Below are 16,002 nucleotides of genomic sequence, written 5' to 3'. Positions count from 1 at the left end.
GTCGGCGGGGGCGGGGGCGGGGCTGCGGCGGATAAAGCGGCGGACGCCGCACTCCGGACGACGGGAGCCGCTCCGGCCGCGGGCGCGAGCGAGAATGCGCTCAGCGCGGCGGCGAGCAGCAGGGGCGGTGCGAGACGGGTGCTGGTGCGCCTGACTCGACGTGTACTCATCCAGGCCTCCGATCGGGCGAGTTGAGGATCACCATTGCGACACGAACGATCCGACCATGACAAGGAGGCGTCACCCCTTCGGGGGGCGGGGTCTGCTCGGCGGTCGCGTCCGGCCGGCCCTCCGCGGGACCTCGTGGGACCTCGTGGGAGGTACGCGGCGCGACCGCGACGAGGTGCCGGAGGGCCTGGCCCCGGCTGGCCCGGCCCGGGGACTGGGTTCCCGACCTGCGAGCCCGGCAGGATCAGCCTCGGCGGGCGAGCCTGCGGGAGCGGCCTCGGCGAGCGGGCCCCGCTGGTGGGCGCGGGCAGGATGGCCTCGGCTGAACCGGCCCGGTCGGCCGCGCCCCCGTCCTGGCTCTGTCGGCGGCCCGCTGGGTCGAGGCCGAGTTGGGCGGCGGTCTGCGGCCGTCCTCGCCGGGCGCCGGGGCCTACGACGGCCGGTTGTGGCAGCTTGGCTGCCTGCCGTGCGCCGAGGCCGGGAGTCCCGGCAGCGGTCGCGCGAGGGCGCGTGCGTACGGCCTTCGTCGCCAGGGGAGGCCAACGCGGTCCGGTGGGGACCAGGGCGACGGGTGTGGTGTCGAGGGGCGGGAATCCGGCCGGGTCGTCCTGGAAATCCCCGATCAGAGGACAATAGGATGCAGCGCGCGCCCCACAGGCATGCCGAGAAGGCCCCGGTCCCGACGTCGAACGGAGCGGTCCATGGTCCGACGCCGCCCCCCGGCGTCCGCGAGCTCGGACGAGCTGCTGAGCACGCTCGGGCGCCTGACCGCGCAGGCACTGGAGCGAGTGGAGTCGCAGAAGGCCCGCGTGGAGCTCGCGACCGCGCTCCAGCGTGACCTGTTGCCGTCGGCGCTGCCGCAGGCCGAGGGGCTGCGCGCGGCCGCGCGCTACGCGCCCGCCCGGCACGGCCTGGACATCGGAGGCGACTGGTACGACGGCTTCGTCCTGCCCGGTGGCGTGCTCGGCTTCTCCGTGGGCGACGTGCAGGGCCATGACGTCGAGGCCGCGGCGTTCATGGGCCAGGTCCGCATCGCGCTGCGCGCGCTCGCGACCGTCACCCCGGATCCGGGCGAGGTCCTCGGGCGGGCGAACGACCTGCTGGTCGACATGGAGCCCGACCTCTTCGCCACCTGCAGCTTCCTGCGCTACGACCCGGCCAGCGGCGAGCTCGCCATGGCCCGCGCGGGCCACGTCCCGGCGGTGTGGGCCGTGTCCGACGGCACCCACGGCGTCGACGGCGAGGCCGGCGGCCTGCCGCTCGGGATCCAGGCGGGCGAGCCCTACCCCGTCTCGTATCGGCACCTCACCGGCACCGGGGCGTTCGTGCTGGTCACCGACGGCGTCGTCGAGGGGCCGTCCTTCTCGATCGACGAGGGGCTGGACCACATCGCGGCCCTGATACGCGACGCCGCCGACGGCGAACCGGCCAGCCTGGCCGCGGACCTCATCCACGTCGCGGAGCTCACCGGCCACCAGGACGACGCCGCCGTCCTGGTCCTGCGTCACGACCGCTGACCTCGCGCCCGAGCGCAGGGGCACCGGCGGGGCGTGCGGCCCGGGGGAGGCGACTGCCGGGTCTGTCGCGGGGATAGTGCGACGTTCCGCTCTCGTGTGATGATCGCGCCTACGGGCGTGTCACGACCACGCGGGTGAGCGCCGCGCCGGGAAAGTAGGGGCATGTCAGACGAGGTGCGCGCCGGGGCGCCGCAGGCGTGGGGCGCCGCGGTCCTGTGGATGCTGGTCGTGGCCGGTGTCTACTACGGGAGCGGACGGCTGGGACTGCTGGCACAGGTCGTCGTCGAGGGCGTGCGGGTCACCCCGCTGTGGCCGCCGTCGGGGGTCGCCCTCGCGGCGTTGCTGCTGCTGGGGCTGCGGATGTGGCCGGGGATCGCGCTCGGGCAGTGGCTGGTGGTGCTCTCGATCTCGCACTGGAACCCCACCTGGGCGGGGCTCGGCATCGTCGCGGGGGCCACCGTCGCGCCGGTGCTCGCCTGGCTGTTCCTGCGGGCCGTGCGGTTCCGGCCGCAGCTGGACCGGCTGCGGGACGGCCTCGCGCTGGTCTTCGTCGCCTTGGCGGCCACGCTGGTCAGCTCCAGCGCCTCGACGCTGATCCTGATGGCCCAGGGGGCGCTCTCCGGCCACGGGTACTGGGCGGCGTTCTCGGCGTGGTGGACGGGCGACGCCATGGGCGTGCTCGTGGTCGCGCCGCTGCTGCTGGCGGGCCGCTACGCGCAGCCGCCCAAGGACGCGCCGACGATGCGCTGGGCCGAGCTGTTCGTCCTGCTGGGCGGGACCGCGGCGGTGATGCTGCTGGTCACGCACAGTCGTCTGTCGCTGCTGTTCCTGGTCTTCCCGCTGGTGATCTGGGCAGCGATCCGGTTCCAGATGCCCGGTGCGGCGCCGTGCGTACTGTTGATCTCCGTGCTCGCGGTGGTCGGGGCGATCCAGCCGGCGGGACCGTTCGTCGGTCACAGCGTGGCCGCGCAGATGTTCATGCTGCAGGCGCTCAACGGGTCGGCCGCGCTGACCGCTCTGCTGCTGGCGGCAGTGATCACCGAGCGTGACAACACCAACCGGATGATCGCGGAGGCCTGCGTGGGGCTGGCCGAGGTCGTCGCCCGCCTCGCCCCCGACGAGGTCGCGGACCGTTGGCCGGGGGCGAGGGAGGACTACGGGAAGGACGGTCGGTAGAGCCGGTCGCGCGGCTCCTAGATCAAGCAGCCCGCGTGGGCGAGGGCCTGCTTGAGGAGGACGCCCTGACCGCCGGGCATGTCCTGCTGGACCAGCTCCGAGATGGCCTCCTCGGGGCTGAACCAGACCAGGTCCAGCGCGTCCTGGCGCGGTCTGCAGTCGCCGGCGACCGGGACGATGTAGGCGAGGGCGACGGCGTGCTGGCGCGGGTCGTGGTAGGGAGTGATGCCGGGGGTCGGGAAGAACTCGGCCACGGTGAACGGCTGGAGCGAGGCCGGGATGCGCGGCAACGCGACCGGACCGAGGTCCTTCTCCAGGTGCCGCAGCAGCGCGTCGCGGACCCGCTCGTGGTACTGCACCCGGCCGGAGACCAGGGTCCGCGTCACCGTGCCGTCCGAGTCGATGCCCAGAAGCAGGCCCACGTGGGTGACTTCGCCGCCCTCGTCGACGCGCACCGGCACCGCGTTGACGTAGAGGACGGGCAACTGGGCGCGGGCCGCCGACAGTTCGTCGGCTTCGAGCCAACCGGGCGTGGTCTGGGTGAAGTCAGCCATTGGGTGATCGTACTGTTCCGGGAGTGCCTCCCGGGGGATGCCGAGCCTGGCCGGGGAGTTCGCGCCTCGCCCCGTTCGGCGTGCGCACCTCGGGGCCGGGAGCGATGCTCGGAGCATGGACACGACCTCGTGGCCCAATCAGGACTGCCCCGTCCACGTCGCGGCGCTGACGCCGGGCGAGGGGGAGCGGATCGTCCGGGTCATGCGCGCGGACGGCACGGTCACTCCGCCGGAGCCGTGCCGCGACGCCCACGAGCTCAAGCGCCTGGTCCACCACGAGCGGCCCGAGGCCGATCTGCACGACCCCGCGCAGATCTTCTGGGCGGACCATCCCGGGGAGTGGCCGCGCTGACGCGGCTCGTTGAGGCCGCCCGGACGCGGCGCGCTCAGGCCGAGCGCCGGAGCCGGCGGAAACCCGGTGGAGTCGGCGTCGGGGCGGTGGTTAGGGTGCGGGCGTGAGCACTCGCACCTTCCGCGTCACCGTCCGCGGCGTCTTCGGCGGCCTCACCGCCGAACAGCGCGCCGAGCTGCTCGCGCAGGCGGCCGAGCACGACGTCCTCCATGCCGCGTTCACCGCTGAGGGCCACCTCAGCTACGACCTCGCGACGCGGACGGCCTTCACCTTCCGCTACCTCGACTCCGGCGAGGCCGAGGAGGACATCCTCCTCGCGGAACTGCGCGCGGAGGAGTCCACGACCTCCTGGCTCACCTCGCGCGGCTACGGCTTCCGCAACCTCCGCACCCAGGCCCAAGACCTCAGCCAGGCCCCCCTGGCCAAGCGCCAACGCCGCGCCCAGAAAGGCTACCCCCACCGGACCCGGCGGCTCGCGAGGAAACCCTGCTCGGAGCTCGTCACACGATCTTGCGGCTGTCCGGCGCCCCACCCGTTCTCGCGCACCCTCCCGGCCGCGATATCTGGATGATGGACAGCTATCAGGGAGCGGCGACACTGCGGTGGCGGCCAACAGATCGACGTGCCTGGGCGAGTTCGACGTGCGGGTATCTGTCTGCGTCGCCGAGGGCAACTGGGGCCTGGATCGAGGAGCTCGGCCCTGAGCGCCACGCCGCGTCTGCGTAGCAGGTCTCGGTTGGGGCTGATGCTCTTCGCGACGTACCCGACGACGCCGGCGGCCCCGCTCCGGGAGGGACGGGGCCCCGCAGCGTCGTCGGGTACGGCGGGCCCGCGCGGGGGCGCCAGGGGTGGTCAGGCCTGGGCGGGGGCGACGGCGTCGCTGAGGCCGCGGGCGGAGACGAGGCGGGCGGTGCCGTCGGCGAGGCGGTAGGAGAGGCCGACGACGGCAGTGCGGCCGGCGTCGACGGCGTCCGCGAGGAGGCGGGAGCGGTCGAGCAGCAGATCCACCGTCTGCCTTGTGTGCTCCTCCACGATCGCGTCGCGCGAATCGATCCCGGCCGCGTGGGCGGCCAGCACGCTCGGGGTGACGCGCTCGATCACGTCGCGGACGTAGCCCGGCGCGGGGGCCGCGCCGTCGAGGGCCTCGCACGTCGCGGCGACCGCGCCGCACTGGTCGTGGCCGAGGACCACGACGAGCGGGCAGTCCAGGATGCCGACGCCGTACTCGATGCTGCCCAGCACCTCGGGGCCGAAGACGTGCCCGGCGGTGCGGACGACGAACAGGTCGCCCAGGCCGCGGTCGAAGATGATCTCGGCCGCGAGGCGGGAGTCGGAGCAGCCGAACAGGACGGCGAAGGGGCGCTGGGTCGGGACGGTCGCGGCGCGGCGCGCGGCGTCCTGGTTGGGGTGCTCGGGCGATCCGCCGACGAACCGCCGGTTACCGTCCAGCAGGGTCCGCAGGGATTCTTCGGGCGTCGGCGCGTTCGTGATCGAATCCGTCATACCCGCAGCCTAAGGCCTTGCGTCGACACCCACTGCGCGGGGTCGGCCCCGCCCTTACCGTTTACCGGCCGGTATGGTTCGCTGTGCGCATGGCGAAGAGTCCCGCAGTGGGCGCGTTGGCGCCCGATTTCACGCTTCCCGCCGTCCAGTTGGTGGACGGTGAGGCGGTCCGCAGCGAGCTGACCCTGTCGGAGCAGCGCGGGGGACCGGTCGTCCTCGCCTTCTACCCGGGCGACGACACCCCCGTCTGCACCAAGCAGCTCTGCTCGTACTCCTCCGGCCTGGAGCAGTTCACGGACCTGGGCGCCACGGTCTGGGGCATCAGCACCCAGGACCTCGCCAGCCACGAGGCGTTCGCCCGCAAGCACGGCCTGCGGATGCCGCTGCTGGCCGACACCGGGCGCACCGCCGCCGAGGCGTACGGAATCACCCTGGGCGCGATGGTGCGCCGCTCGGTGTTCGTCCTGGACGCGGAGGGCGTGCTGCGCTGGAAGCACGTGGCTGCGCTGGGTCTGACCTTCCGTGATGTGGAGACGCTGACCGAGCAGCTGGCGCTGCTGCGCCCCGCCCGCTGACGCCCGGCGCAGTACCGCCGGAGCTCGCCGCCGCTCAGGCCGGCTTCGGCCGGCCCAGCAGTGCGGCCACGGTGTCGCGCACGCCTCGGTTCCGGCCGTCCTTGGGGGTCAGACGGGACGGGTCGGCCGGGTCCCGGACGAACGCGTACAGCCTGCCCTCGCGCTGGGCCAGGACGAGGTCGGTGGTGGACTCCGCGGTCTCGGCCGAGCCCACGGCGGCGTAGGTGATCGCGGTCAGCAGCGCGGAGCGTTCGGCCGCAGCGAGAACCTGGTCCGGGTCCGCCCCGGCCAGCTGCTCAGACCACGGGCCGTGCGGGAGCCAGTCGGCGACCAGGCGCAGCGTGTCGTCGAGGGTGTGCAGGGAGACCTCGTGCACGCCCAGGGCGTCGATCCGCACGACCAGGCAGATCTTCTCGGGCTGCGGGAGCACGAGCATCCGCCAGGCCTCGCCGGGCGCCGTACCGGTGCTCCGGGCGTCCAGCACACTGCGGGCGCGGCGCTGGAAGGCCAACGCGATGCCGAGGTCGCCGCGCACCTGGATCTGGTCCTGCCCCTCCCCGGCGACCAGCAGTTGCCGCGCGGCGAGCGAGCGCACCGCCTCCGCGAGCACCTCGTCGGAGGGGCGCGTCTCCAGGAAGTCGACGACGGCGTCGACCACCGTCAGTTCCGCGACGGTGTAGGCGCCGAGCGGGACCGCGCCGGTCTCCACCAGGTCCACCACCGCCGTCACCATGCCGTCCGGCACCGAGACCGCCCCGGGGGCGTCGGCGGCGGAGTCGGGGGCGTCGGCGCCGTCGGAAGTCCCGGGCGTCTGCTCGGCGTCGCTCATGCTTCCCCATCGATCCATCGGGTCCCCGGCCGCGGCAGCGGGCCGGGGGCGAACAGCACCCGGGCGGCGGGCGGCAGCGGGGCCTCGCTCACCCACACCTGAGAACTGCCGAACAGCCCGCGCCCGGCGCGGCCCGACAGCGCCCGGCCGAGCTCGTCGGTGGGGTCGCCGCGTTCCGGCGGCGGGAAGTGCGCGGCCAGGTCCGCGGAGGTGGAGGTGAGGTCGTCGTCGGTCTCGATGCCCCGCAGGGTGGCGGCGAGGGTCCGGGAGACGTCGGGGCCGACCCCCGTAGGGAGGGCCAGAGCGGGGGAGAGGTAGAGCGGGCGACGCTCGGTCACCCGCGAGAGGCCCCAGGGGCCGACGTTGCTGCGGGTGATCCGGTAGACGACGTAGTCCATCAGGTGGCGCAGGTCGTTCAGGCTCGGCAGCTTGCGCTTGCCGAACGCGGCCGGGGTCTTCTCCAGCTGCAGCCAGGTGCCGGTGGCGGTGCGGCCGTGCAGCTTCTCGCGCACTACGGGGCCGCGCATGCCGAGGTCGGGGTAGCGGGCCTTGTCGATGTCCCGGTGGTGGCTGGACAGCCGCTGGTGGCTGACTTCGGGAAAGCTCCACTGCTCGTACAGCTCCGGGTCGTCCACCAGGACGTGACCGCCGCACAGCACGTCGTGCAGCTGCGGCACCTGGAGCCCGTGGCGTTCCAGGTCGGCCATGATCGTGGCCTCCTGCGGGCTGAGCCCGGAGGCGGCGGCGAGCAGGCCTTTGCGGTAGGCGGCGTTGCGCGCGGTCAGGTCGATGAGCAGGCGCGTGCGGGTGCGCACCCGCTCGGCCTGGCGCGCCTGTTCCGCCCTTGCGGCCCGGCGCTTGCGACGACGCCCCTGTCCACCCGCCATGCCACCCAGTACAACATCGGCGATCGCGCCGTGCCCGGACCGTTACGCCGATAGGTCGCCTGCCCGCACGTCACCCGGTGCGGGTGCTCGGTCACGGCAGGGATTCAGCCGCACCAGAAGAGGAACTGGTGGCAGGTGTTGGTCGGCGACGGTCTCGGTCTCGGGGGCGGCGGGGTGGTGCCCCCGCTGCCGCCCGCCGTGCCGGCCGGGGCGGTGTCGGAGGGGGCGGGGTTCGCCGACGGCGAGGCGCTGGGCTGTGCGGAGGCCGACGTGGAGGTGTTCGACGCCGACGCCGAGGCGCTCGGGTGGTGCGGCGTGCGGTGGTGTCCCGAGGTGGCGGTCGAGCTGGGCGCGTCGACGGGGGCGGTCTGGTCCGGCGCGGTCGTCGAGGCGCCGGACGTCGCGCCGGTGTCCGTGGGGGTGGTGCTGTTCGGTCCCGAGCCGCCGCCCGCCACCGCGAAGCCCGTCGCCGCGATCACCAGCGCGCCGACGCCTCCGAGCAGCATCGCGCGCCGCCGCCGTGCGGCCCGCGCGCGCTGACGCCCGCGCTGCGCCGACCGCCCGCTGGACCGGCGGTCTCCGGGCTGCCGGTAGGCCACCGTCCGCGCGGCGTCGTCCGGCTCCGGCCCCGCCTGGTCGAAGGGCAGGTCAGCAGCGGCGGCCCCGCAACCCGGGCAGGAGTAAGCGCCGTTGAGGTGGCGGCGACAGGTGGGGCAGAACTTCATGCCGTCTTCCGAGCGAATGATGCCGTTGTTCGGTTCCTGGCGAGCCTAGGAGCACGACGGCAGGTGGTGACAGCTCGTAAAGGTGAGGCTTCTGAGGAGAAGTCGTGCAGGTGAAGAGCGGTTCGTGGAACCGCGTGCCGATCACTGTGCCGAGGGGATGCGGTGCTGGGACGGCGTCGTGCCGCCCGGAACGCCTCGATGACCGCGCTCGGCGTGGCGTAGCCGCACGCGCCCGCCGTCGCGGTGACGCTGCGTCAGACCCGGGCCAAGGGCGGCTGTTCCGAGCCGCAGTAGCGGCACTTGGACGCGGCGGCCGGGATGTCCTCCGACAGGCAGGACGGGCAGGTCTTGGCCGGCGTCGGGTCGCCGAAGACGGTGACGCCCCGGCGGGCCTGGACGTGCTTGTAGGGGATGACGATCATGAAGTAGACGACCGCCATGAAGACCACGAAGTACACGATCGCGGAGATGAACGCGCCCATGTTCACGTAGGTCGCGACGTTGCCAGGCTTGCCGAGCTGCCAGCCGAGCCCGACCGAGTTCTTGCCCTGGATCCGGGTGATGATCGGGTTGATCACGAAATCGGTGAACGCCTTGATGAGCGTGCTGAACGCCAGGGCCACGATCAGGCCGATGGCGACCACGACCACGTCGCCCCGCATCAGGAAGTTCTTGAATCCTCGCAGCATGCCCCGGGTCCTTCCCAGAAAATCGGAAGAGTTCACTTCGTTTAACTCGGACGGAGCAGCGGGCGCCCAGGGGGCCGTGACCAGGGATCACCCTCGCTCTCTCTTGTGGTGGAGCGCATTCGGTCCGATGAAGAAGACATGGCTGCATCGCATCTCCCCGTAGGTCCCCCCGTCCCCTCCACGGCCCTGAGCCTGCGCCTGGGGGACTGGGTCGAGTTGGACGGCAGGGCCTGGCAGATCACGGATCTGCGCTACCGCTGCGACGGAGGCCGGATCGTCCACTTCGCCGGTCGGCCGCCGCACGTGATGGGCCCCCGCGCCACCGTCCCCGTTTACCGGTGAGCGGCTGCGGCGCGGGCGCTTGGCAACCCGACCGTCGAGGGCTCCCTCCGCTTCGGCAAGGTCGTGGCCCGTCCCGCCCGCCGGCTCGGCCGGTAGGGGGCCGCGGACTGGACGGTGGTGTGAGCCACCGCGCGGGCGCGGTCAGGGCGCGAGGGTGTCCCGCTTCGGGACGCCCTGGACGGTCTCCCACGCGGTCGGGCCGAAGACGCCCTCCACCTCGCCGCCCACATCGGACCCCGGCCTGCCCTTCCAGACGACCAGGGCCCCGCTGACCAGGATCTCGAAGACGTACTCCGCGTCCTCCCCGTCGTTGTAGTTGATCTGCCGGGTGACCTCCTGGTTGCGCAGGTGATGCGGGATCGCTGCGGGCATGACTGTGATCCGGACGCTCATGCTTCGACGGTAGGTGCGGCGGCACCCGCGTGCGCGTCGGCCGGGGCGCTCGGGTTAACCGGCGGTCAGTCGGCCCAGCCCGCGGTTCAGCGGCGGGCCATGTAGAGGTTCAGGGCGCGGTGGAGGACCTTGTTGAGCGGGTAGTCCCACTCCCCCAGGTACTCGATCGCCTGGCCGCCGGTGCCGGCCTTGAAGCGGAGGAGGCCGAGGAGGTGGTTGTCCTCGGCGAGGGTGTCGGTGATGCCGCGGAGGTCGTAGACGCGGGCGCCGAGGGCGTGGGCGTCGGACATCATGCGCCACTGGATCGCGTTGTTGGGCTGGACCTCGCGCTTGCGGCTGGTGGAGGCTCCGTAGGAGTACCAGACGTGGTCGCCGACGGTCAGCATCGTCGCGGCGGCGAGCACCTCGCCGTCGTGATGGGCGAGGTAGAGGCGCATGCGGTCGGGGTCCTCCGCCCGCAGGACGGTCCACATGCGCTCGAAGTACGCCAGGGGACGCGGGATGAAACGGTCGCGTCGCGCGGTCTCGGTGTACAGGTCGTAGAAGGCGGGCAAATCCTCGACACCGCCCTGGACGACCTTGACCCCGGCCTTCTCCGCCTTCTTGATGTTGCGTCGCCACTGCTGGTTCAGGTTCTGCGAGACCTCCTCCAGCGACCGACCCGCGAAGGGGACCTGGAAGACGTAGCGGGGCTGCCCCGCGGCGAAGCCCTCCTCGTCGCCGGGCTCGGTCTGCTGCCAGCCCATCGTGCGCAGCCGGTCCGCGATGTCGAAGGCGCCGGGCTCGTGCTCGTCGGCCTCGACGTCGCGCAGGCGGCGTGCCTGGGGATCGGCGATCGCCGCCTTGACCGCGTCCGCGCTCCAGCGACGTGCGACGACGGGCGGCCCCATCTTCACCGAGAACGCCCCTTGGTCCTTGAGGTGGGAGAGCATCGGCCGCAGCCACGCGTCGAGATCCGGCGCGGACCAGTCGATGACCGGCCCCTCGGGGAGGTAGGCCAGGTAGCGCTTCAGCTTGGGCAGGGGCCGCAGCAGGACCAATCCCACGCCTGCCAGCCGGCCCTCACCGTCGAACCAGCCCAGGCTCCCCGCACGCCAGTCCGGCTTCACGTCGCCCCAGGCGGGGACCTGCATGTGACTGACCGACGGGCGGCTGCGGACGAAGTCCAGGTGATCCTCGCGGGAGATGTCCGTGACGCGGTAGCTCATACGCGGCGCTCCTTGGCTCCTTGATCGCGCCTCAGCCTACCCGCGTACGCGATCAAGGAGTGGATGCCGCAGTGGGTCAGTGCGGGAGGCCGCAGCCCGGGCGGGTGAGGTCGAGGGCGTTGCCCGGCCCGAAGCAGGCGGGGATGTAGTAGGTCTCCTCGGCGTAGTTGGTGCCCTCGTGGATCGTGACGTTGCCGTTCGCGTCCACCTCGCAGGGGTTGTCGAGAGTGCAGCGCTGGCCGTCCTCGTTGCCGGTGTTGTTGACCGCGACCAGTTGTCCGGTGGAGGTGTCGATCACGGGGGAGCCCGAGGTGCCGCCGATGGTGTTGCAGGTGGAGGTGTAGCGCACGGAGTCCAGCCAGACCCAGCTGGCCTCGTGCAGCTGGTTGACGAATCCGTCGATCGCGCACGAGTACGTGGTCTTCCAGTAGCCGGAGACCACCTCGATCGAGGACCCGGCGGTCGGGTGGGTGGAGGACACCACCAGCGGGCTGACGCCGTACGCGCTCTCGATGGCGGCGTAGGTCTTGCTCAGCTGGTAGATGGTCACGTCGGTGTTGGTCATGGTCGCGTAGTCGACCTTGGTCGCCCGCAGGCGGGCCACGCCCTTGCCGGAGGCGTTGAGCAGCGTGAAGCTGCGGCTGGAGGCCTGGTTGACGATCACCTGGCCGGGGTCGGGCATCCCGGTCTCCAGGCAGTGGCCGTTGGTGAGGACCAGCGCCGGGTCGCTCGGCGAGGAGCCGGCGAAGCTGATCAGGGAGCCGCTGCAGTCGTCGAGCGCCACCGTCCCGGCGAACGTCACGGCGGCGTGCGGGCGGGCTCCGGGGCGGACGACGGCGTGGGTGTCCGCGTGGGTGGCCGGATGGGTGGCCGCCTGCGCGGGCGCGCTCGTGGCGAGCGCGCCCGCGGCGGCGAGCAGCAGGGCGGTGGTGGCGCTGAGCAGCTGTCGGTTCACGGGACACCTCTCGGGGTGGTGGTCGGGGACCACACCAAGTTGTCGTGTCCATGAAAGAGTGTCAAGAAGGCGCGTCAGGACCGCTGTTCCACCGGCACGGCCATCAACGCCCGGTGCGCGGTCAGCGTCCGGCAGCACGCCGGCGGCTCGGCCTCGTCCGGGGTGGGGGCGGCGGTCGAGCGCGTAGCGGAACAGCTCGCCCCAGGGGGTGCTGAACTGAGGAGACCGCATTCGACGATCACACAATCCGGCTTCGGGTTTTTCGCCGCCGGGGCGCGGGGGCTTCGGCGGCGGATCTGCCTACGATGGCGGGATGGAGAAGGTCGAGATCGACGGTGCACAGATCGCCTACGACGACGACGGGTTCGACGGGCAGGCCGTCGTCCTGATCCACGGGGGAACCACCGACCGGCGTATGTGGGGGCGTCAGCTCCCGGTGCTGCGGGACCGGTTCCGGGTGATCAGCTACGACTGGCTCGCCTGCGGCGACTCCGGCGACGTCGTGGCCGATCACGCCCGGCACGAGCAACTGCTCGCGCTGCTCGACCACATCGGCGTCGAAGACGCGGTGCTGGTGGGCAGTTCGGACGGCGGCAAGCTCTCGCTCGACGCCGCGCTGACGGCGCCCGAACGCGTCGCGGGCCTGGTCCTGGTCGGCTCGGGGCTCTCGGGCCACACCTTTCCGGAGAGCTTCGGCCGCCTGTATCGCGAGCGCGTCCACGCGCGGGTGGGGGCCGAGCGGCTGCGGGCCTACTACGGAGGCGACGCCGGGCCCGTCGACCCCGCCGACCTCGCCCTCTACGTGGACTCCGTCGTCGAGCTGCTGCTCGCCGGACCGGCCCGGACCAGGCAGGACATCGAACCGGACATCTGGGCGCAGGCCGTGGGGATGTACCGGCGGACCGCCGAGCGCGCCTGGGCGGGCGCGGCTCGCGCCGGGAGCCCGCAGGACCTGGAGCCGGGCGCGGCCAAGCGCCTTGCGGAGGTGACCGTGCCGACGTTCGTCGTCTACGGCGCCGAGGACGTGCCGGAGATTGTCGCCGTCTCCGAGCAGCTGGCCGCGGACATCCCCGGCGCGCTGTGCGTCGAGATGCCCGCGACCGGCCACGTTCCGCCCCTGGAGCGGCCGGAGGAGTTCAACCGGCTGCTGCTGGAGTTCCTCGACTCGTTCGAGTCGCCGTGGCAGGCGCAGGCGCAGGCGCAGGCGCAGGCGCAGGCGCAGGTCCAGGCGGAGGCGGGGGCGGAGGCTCTGTCCGCGCGGCGGGATGACCGGCCGTCGGATGTCGGAGGCCACTAGATTGGCCGGAAACCGCACCAGGACGCTCTCGAGACGCGCGCGAAGGCGCGCAGTGAACGGAGTCAGCCGATGATGCTCCCCCCGCCCCGCCCGCTGGAGCAGCGGATCGCGGACACGCGTGCCCGGTTCGCCGCCGACATGGACACCTGGGTCGCCACGGCGGGCGCGGACGGCCCCGCGCTGGTGCCGCTCTCGTTCGACTGGGACGGCAAGGCCTTCGTCATCAGCACCCTGCCACGCTCGGTGACGGCGCGGAACATCGCCGACAGCGGCAGGGTCCGTCTGGCGTTCGGGCCCACGCGCGACGTCGTGACGGTGGAGGGCACGGCTGAGCGCATCCCCACGGCCGAGGTCGACGCGGTCGCGGACGCGTACGCTGCTCACACCGACTGGGATCCGCGCGAGCAGTCCGAGGAGTACGCGTGGTTCCGCGTCACCCCGCGGCGGATCCAGGCCTGGCGGGAGGCCAACGAGCTGCGCGGGCGCGACGTGATGAGGGACGGCGTCTGGCTCGGCTGACAGGTGGTGCCCGGAGGGCGCGGCGAGCCGCTTCGTGGCTTACGTTGTCTACCGTGGTGCTCATGGACGAGGTGTCGCCGGGCCCGTCGAGGGCCGGGGGTTTCCGTTGGGAGCAGCCAGAGCTGCTGCGTCGCCGTACGAGTGTGAAGTGGCGGGCCTATCCGTCCGACGTGCTGCCGGTCTGGGTCGCCGAGATGGACTGCGTGCTCGCGCCCCCGGTCGCGCGGGCCCTGGGGGAGGCCGTCGCCCTCGGCGACACCGGCTACCCGGCGGGCGGAGGCTATGTCGAGGCGCTCGCCGGCTTCGCCCGGGCCCGCTGGGGCTGGGACGGCGTGACGGCGGAGCGCGCCGTGCACGTGCCGGACGTGATGCGCGGCGTCGTGGAGGTGCTGGGGCTCGTCACCGTGCCGGGTGATCGGGTGGTCGTCAACTGCCCCGTCTATCCGCCTTTCTACGCCTTCGTCAGGAACAGCGGCCGCACCGTGGTGGAGGCCCCGCTCGGCCCGGACGGCAGGATCGACGTCGCCGCGCTGACGCAGGCCTTCCGCGGCGCGACGGCGGGCGGCCGCCGTGCCGCCTACCTGCTGTGCAGCCCGCACAACCCGACCGGGACGGTCCACCGCCGCGACGAGCTCGAGGCGGTCGCGGACCTCGCGGAGACCTTCGGAGTCCGCGTCGTGGCCGACGAGATCCATGCGCCGCTGGTGCACGGCGGTGCCGCCTTCGTCCCGTACCTGAGCGTGCGCGGAGCCGAGCGCGGCTTCTCGCTCATGTCGGCGTCCAAGGCATGGAACCTCGCCGGCCTCCCCGCCGCCGTCGCCCTCGCGGGCGAGGCTGCCGGCAGGGACCTCGCCCGCATCCCGCCCGAGGTGGCCGAGGGCGTCAGCCACTTCGGCGTGATCGCCCACACGGCGGCCCTCCGGGACGGCGCGGCCTGGCTCGACGGCCTGCTGGCCGCGCTGGCGGACAACCGCGCCCTGTTCACGCGCCTGCTGGCGGAGCACCTCCCCGCCCTGCACCAGCGACCGGGCGCGGGCACGTACCTGGCCTGGCTCGACTGCCGCGACGCCGGCCTGGGCGACGACCCGGCGGCGGTCTTCCTCGAACGCGGCCGCGTGGCCCTGACCGGAGGCCTCCCCTTCGGCACGGGCGGCGCGGGCCACGCCCGCCTCAACCTGGCGACGAGCCCGCAACTGATCACCGAGGCGGTCCGGAGGATGGCCACGGCGCTCTGACGTCGCCCGTCCGGGCCCGGCCGGCGCGGACGGTCATTGCCGACCGTGTCCGGCGGACGGATCCGGATGCCCCGGCGGCGCTCCCACAGGCCGGTCCCTCCCTGGAGCCGACAGCACGGCAGCACGGCAGCACGTCGGCCCGGGGCGCGGGGGCGCGGTGATGGCCCTGCCGGACGGGGGGACCAGGCAGGGCCATCGGCGGTGATCTTGGCGGAGCAATCGGCTCCGGTCAAGGCTTACACGCGGTTCCCGGGTGGAGTCGATGGCATGTCACTTCGGGCTCACCTCAGGCAGGATGAGTTGCCGGCCTTCGCATGTTCGGGGAGTCGGTCAGAACAGCCCCCGTTGCTCCTGGGTTTCCGTCGGGCGCGGGAGCGCCGCGAGGCGGGCGGTGAGGGACGCCGGGGTGTCCGCGCGGGAGACCGACCAGCCTGCCAGGAGGCGGGTGTCCAGCAGCACCAGGCCGGCCGAGGGGACGGCGAGGTAGAGGTCCGACGCGATCCGGCAGGCGACGCGGCCCGTGACGACCTCGCCCGGCCGCAGCGGTTCGACGGCGGCGTCCGGGTGCAGGCCCGCGTCCGGGAGGCCGTAGCGCGCACAGTGGTCGACGACCTCGGCGTCCTCGCGGCGGGACTGGCCCTCGGGCCAGCCCAGTTCGCGCGTGCGGGACAGCTCGGCGAGCAGCGTCGCCGCGCGGTCGGCGGGGGTGCCGGGCGCCGCGCGGGCGACGCGCTTGCGGACGGTGGAGACACGGTCCGGCAGCCCGAGGGCCACACCGAGCAGGTGCTCGACGCGGCGCGCGGACGGGAGCGTGCCCTCGGAGAGGAACACCGAGGCCAGCGCGCCCTGTTCGAGCAGCCGCGTGAGACCGCGTTCGGCTGCCGTGATGCCCACCTTGATCCCCGCTGAGCCGTGGTGCGCCAGATAGACCGCGTACGGGCGCGGGTCGTCCAGCAGCGTGTCGGCGGCCACCGAGTTCTGCCGGTCCAGCCGCGCGCACTCGCCGCACCGGGAACTGCGCGAGCCCGGCTCCAGCGTCCGCGCCGTCGGGCAGGCGATCCGGCGTCCCGCCCGCCAC

Annotated in this window: 18 protein-coding genes and 1 pseudogene; 10 read left to right on the top strand and 9 right to left on the bottom strand. The window is 73.1% G+C overall.

The annotated features are described in order from the left end of the window. Positions 1-869: 869 nt before the first annotated feature. Entirely contained in the window at positions 870-1,685 is an 816-nt protein-coding gene (locus tag TR48_RS25635) for a PP2C family protein-serine/threonine phosphatase (RefSeq protein WP_042371437.1), read from the top strand. Positions 1,686-1,847: 162 nt separating this feature from the next. Continuing rightward, positions 1,848-2,861: an MASE1 domain-containing protein gene (locus TR48_RS25630; RefSeq protein ID WP_042371435.1), complete on the top strand. Its 1,014-nt coding sequence runs from the start codon at positions 1,848-1,850 to the stop codon at positions 2,859-2,861. Positions 2,862-2,878: 17 nt separating this feature from the next. Here TR48_RS25630 and TR48_RS25625 read toward each other — a convergent pair whose 3' ends face one another. Beyond that, positions 2,879-3,415, bottom strand: coding sequence for an NUDIX hydrolase family protein (locus tag TR48_RS25625; protein ID WP_042371433.1), 537 nt, complete (start codon positions 3,413-3,415; stop codon positions 2,879-2,881). A 115-nt stretch (positions 3,416-3,530) separates the two neighbouring features. Here TR48_RS25625 and TR48_RS25620 point away from each other — a divergent pair, with 115 nt between their 5' ends. Beyond that, positions 3,531-3,767 carry a hypothetical protein gene (locus TR48_RS25620; RefSeq protein ID WP_042371431.1) on the top strand — a complete coding sequence of 79 codons (237 nt, stop codon included), beginning with the start codon at positions 3,531-3,533 and terminating at the stop codon, positions 3,765-3,767. Between the two features lie 103 nt (positions 3,768-3,870). Then, positions 3,871-4,209, top strand: a pseudogene (locus TR48_RS25615) (DUF6204 family protein); the annotation flags it as partial. 410 nt (positions 4,210-4,619) lie between these two features. On the opposite strand, the gene TR48_RS25610 reads toward TR48_RS25615, so the two are convergent. Beyond that, on the bottom strand, positions 4,620-5,270 hold the full coding sequence (locus tag TR48_RS25610) for a carbonic anhydrase (RefSeq protein ID WP_042371429.1): 651 nt from the start codon (positions 5,268-5,270) through the stop codon (positions 4,620-4,622). Between the two features lie 89 nt (positions 5,271-5,359). Between TR48_RS25610 and TR48_RS25605 the strand changes: the two genes are divergently transcribed. After that, a complete protein-coding gene (locus TR48_RS25605) occupies positions 5,360-5,845 on the top strand; it encodes a peroxiredoxin (protein WP_042371425.1) in 486 nt (161 codons plus the stop codon). 34 nt (positions 5,846-5,879) lie between these two features. On the opposite strand, the gene TR48_RS25600 is transcribed toward TR48_RS25605, so the two are convergent. Both TR48_RS25600 and TR48_RS25595 read right to left on the bottom strand, forming a co-directional pair. Beyond that, positions 5,880-6,674 carry a hypothetical protein gene (locus TR48_RS25600; RefSeq protein ID WP_042371423.1) on the bottom strand — a complete coding sequence of 265 codons (795 nt, stop codon included), beginning with the start codon at positions 6,672-6,674 and terminating at the stop codon, positions 5,880-5,882. Further along, on the bottom strand, positions 6,671-7,561 hold the full coding sequence (locus tag TR48_RS25595; protein ID WP_152628179.1) for a hypothetical protein: 891 nt from the start codon (positions 7,559-7,561) through the stop codon (positions 6,671-6,673). Before TR48_RS25595 ends, TR48_RS25600 begins: the two co-directional genes overlap by 4 nt. Positions 7,562-7,696: 135 nt before the next feature. Between TR48_RS25595 and TR48_RS25590 the strand changes: the two genes are divergently transcribed. Further along, positions 7,697-8,101, top strand: a complete 405-nt coding sequence (locus TR48_RS25590) for a hypothetical protein (protein WP_042371419.1) — start codon at positions 7,697-7,699, stop codon at positions 8,099-8,101. Positions 8,102-8,540: 439 nt separating this feature from the next. Here the strand turns inward: TR48_RS25590 and TR48_RS25585 are convergent, their stop codons facing one another. Then, positions 8,541-8,975 carry an MscL family protein gene (locus TR48_RS25585; protein WP_042371417.1) on the bottom strand — a complete coding sequence of 145 codons (435 nt, stop codon included), beginning with the start codon at positions 8,973-8,975 and terminating at the stop codon, positions 8,541-8,543. A gap of 138 nt (positions 8,976-9,113) precedes the next feature. On the opposite strand from TR48_RS25585, the gene TR48_RS25580 reads away from it, so the two are divergent. Continuing rightward, entirely contained in the window at positions 9,114-9,317 is a 204-nt protein-coding gene (locus TR48_RS25580) for a hypothetical protein (protein WP_042371415.1), read from the top strand. Between the two features lie 141 nt (positions 9,318-9,458). Here TR48_RS25580 and TR48_RS25575 read toward each other — a convergent pair whose 3' ends face one another. From TR48_RS25575 to TR48_RS25565, 3 genes are all read right to left on the bottom strand, one after another. Then, positions 9,459-9,710, bottom strand: a complete 252-nt coding sequence (locus TR48_RS25575) for a hypothetical protein (protein ID WP_152628178.1) — start codon at positions 9,708-9,710, stop codon at positions 9,459-9,461. A gap of 86 nt (positions 9,711-9,796) precedes the next feature. Next, positions 9,797-10,918 carry a lipid II:glycine glycyltransferase FemX gene (locus TR48_RS25570; RefSeq protein WP_042371410.1) on the bottom strand — a complete coding sequence of 374 codons (1,122 nt, stop codon included), beginning with the start codon at positions 10,916-10,918 and terminating at the stop codon, positions 9,797-9,799. Positions 10,919-10,994: 76 nt separating this feature from the next. Beyond that, the gene (locus TR48_RS25565; RefSeq protein WP_042371409.1) at positions 10,995-11,873 is read right to left on the bottom strand and encodes a trypsin-like serine peptidase; all 879 of its coding nucleotides are present in this window, start codon (positions 11,871-11,873) and stop codon (positions 10,995-10,997) included. A gap of 313 nt (positions 11,874-12,186) precedes the next feature. Between TR48_RS25565 and TR48_RS25560 the strand changes: the two genes are divergently transcribed. The 3 genes from TR48_RS25560 (at position 12,187) to TR48_RS25550 (ending at position 14,924) form a co-directional block, all read left to right on the top strand. Next, complete coding sequence (locus tag TR48_RS25560) at positions 12,187-13,170, top strand: alpha/beta fold hydrolase (RefSeq protein ID WP_063771062.1); 984 nt, start codon at positions 12,187-12,189, stop codon at positions 13,168-13,170. A 69-nt stretch (positions 13,171-13,239) separates the two neighbouring features. Then, a complete protein-coding gene (locus TR48_RS25555; protein WP_042371407.1) occupies positions 13,240-13,689 on the top strand; it encodes a pyridoxamine 5'-phosphate oxidase family protein in 450 nt (149 codons plus the stop codon). 62 nt (positions 13,690-13,751) lie between these two features. Beyond that, on the top strand, positions 13,752-14,924 hold the full coding sequence (locus tag TR48_RS25550) for a MalY/PatB family protein (protein WP_042371405.1): 1,173 nt from the start codon (positions 13,752-13,754) through the stop codon (positions 14,922-14,924). Positions 14,925-15,254: 330 nt separating this feature from the next. Here the strand turns inward: TR48_RS25550 and TR48_RS25545 are convergent. Then, a partial coding sequence (locus tag TR48_RS25545; RefSeq protein WP_084729756.1) for a DUF2797 domain-containing protein occupies positions 15,255-16,002 on the bottom strand: 748 nt, incomplete at its 5' end.

This window comes from Streptacidiphilus neutrinimicus (assembly GCF_000787815.1).
GTDB lineage: Bacteria > Actinomycetota > Actinomycetes > Streptomycetales > Streptomycetaceae > Streptacidiphilus > Streptacidiphilus neutrinimicus.
The sequence above is the reverse complement of the archived record's forward strand: the minus strand, read 5'-3'. Positions and strand labels throughout refer to the sequence as shown.

What these genes read in the sequence shown, in the direction of transcription:
- TR48_RS25635 (WP_042371437.1), top strand. Translation starts at nt 870, where the DNA reads ATGGTCCGACGCCGCCCCCCGGCGTCCGCGAGCTCGGACGAGCTGCTG.
- TR48_RS25630 (WP_042371435.1), top strand. Translation starts at nt 1,848, where the DNA reads ATGTCAGACGAGGTGCGCGCCGGGGCGCCGCAGGCGTGGGGCGCCGCG.
- TR48_RS25625 (WP_042371433.1), bottom strand. Translation starts at nt 3,415, where the DNA reads ATGGCTGACTTCACCCAGACCACGCCCGGTTGGCTCGAAGCCGACGAA.
- TR48_RS25620 (WP_042371431.1), top strand. Translation starts at nt 3,531, where the DNA reads ATGGACACGACCTCGTGGCCCAATCAGGACTGCCCCGTCCACGTCGCG.
- TR48_RS25610 (WP_042371429.1), bottom strand. Translation starts at nt 5,270, where the DNA reads ATGACGGATTCGATCACGAACGCGCCGACGCCCGAAGAATCCCTGCGG.
- TR48_RS25605 (WP_042371425.1), top strand. Translation starts at nt 5,360, where the DNA reads ATGGCGAAGAGTCCCGCAGTGGGCGCGTTGGCGCCCGATTTCACGCTT.
- TR48_RS25600 (WP_042371423.1), bottom strand. Translation starts at nt 6,674, where the DNA reads ATGAGCGACGCCGAGCAGACGCCCGGGACTTCCGACGGCGCCGACGCC.
- TR48_RS25595 (WP_152628179.1), bottom strand. Translation starts at nt 7,561, where the DNA reads ATGGCGGGTGGACAGGGGCGTCGTCGCAAGCGCCGGGCCGCAAGGGCG.
- TR48_RS25585 (WP_042371417.1), bottom strand. Translation starts at nt 8,975, where the DNA reads ATGCTGCGAGGATTCAAGAACTTCCTGATGCGGGGCGACGTGGTCGTG.
- TR48_RS25580 (WP_042371415.1), top strand. Translation starts at nt 9,114, where the DNA reads ATGGCTGCATCGCATCTCCCCGTAGGTCCCCCCGTCCCCTCCACGGCC.
- TR48_RS25575 (WP_152628178.1), bottom strand. Translation starts at nt 9,710, where the DNA reads ATGAGCGTCCGGATCACAGTCATGCCCGCAGCGATCCCGCATCACCTG.
- TR48_RS25570 (WP_042371410.1), bottom strand. Translation starts at nt 10,918, where the DNA reads ATGAGCTACCGCGTCACGGACATCTCCCGCGAGGATCACCTGGACTTC.
- TR48_RS25560 (WP_063771062.1), top strand. Translation starts at nt 12,187, where the DNA reads ATGGAGAAGGTCGAGATCGACGGTGCACAGATCGCCTACGACGACGAC.
- TR48_RS25555 (WP_042371407.1), top strand. Translation starts at nt 13,240, where the DNA reads ATGATGCTCCCCCCGCCCCGCCCGCTGGAGCAGCGGATCGCGGACACG.
- TR48_RS25550 (WP_042371405.1), top strand. Translation starts at nt 13,752, where the DNA reads ATGGACGAGGTGTCGCCGGGCCCGTCGAGGGCCGGGGGTTTCCGTTGG.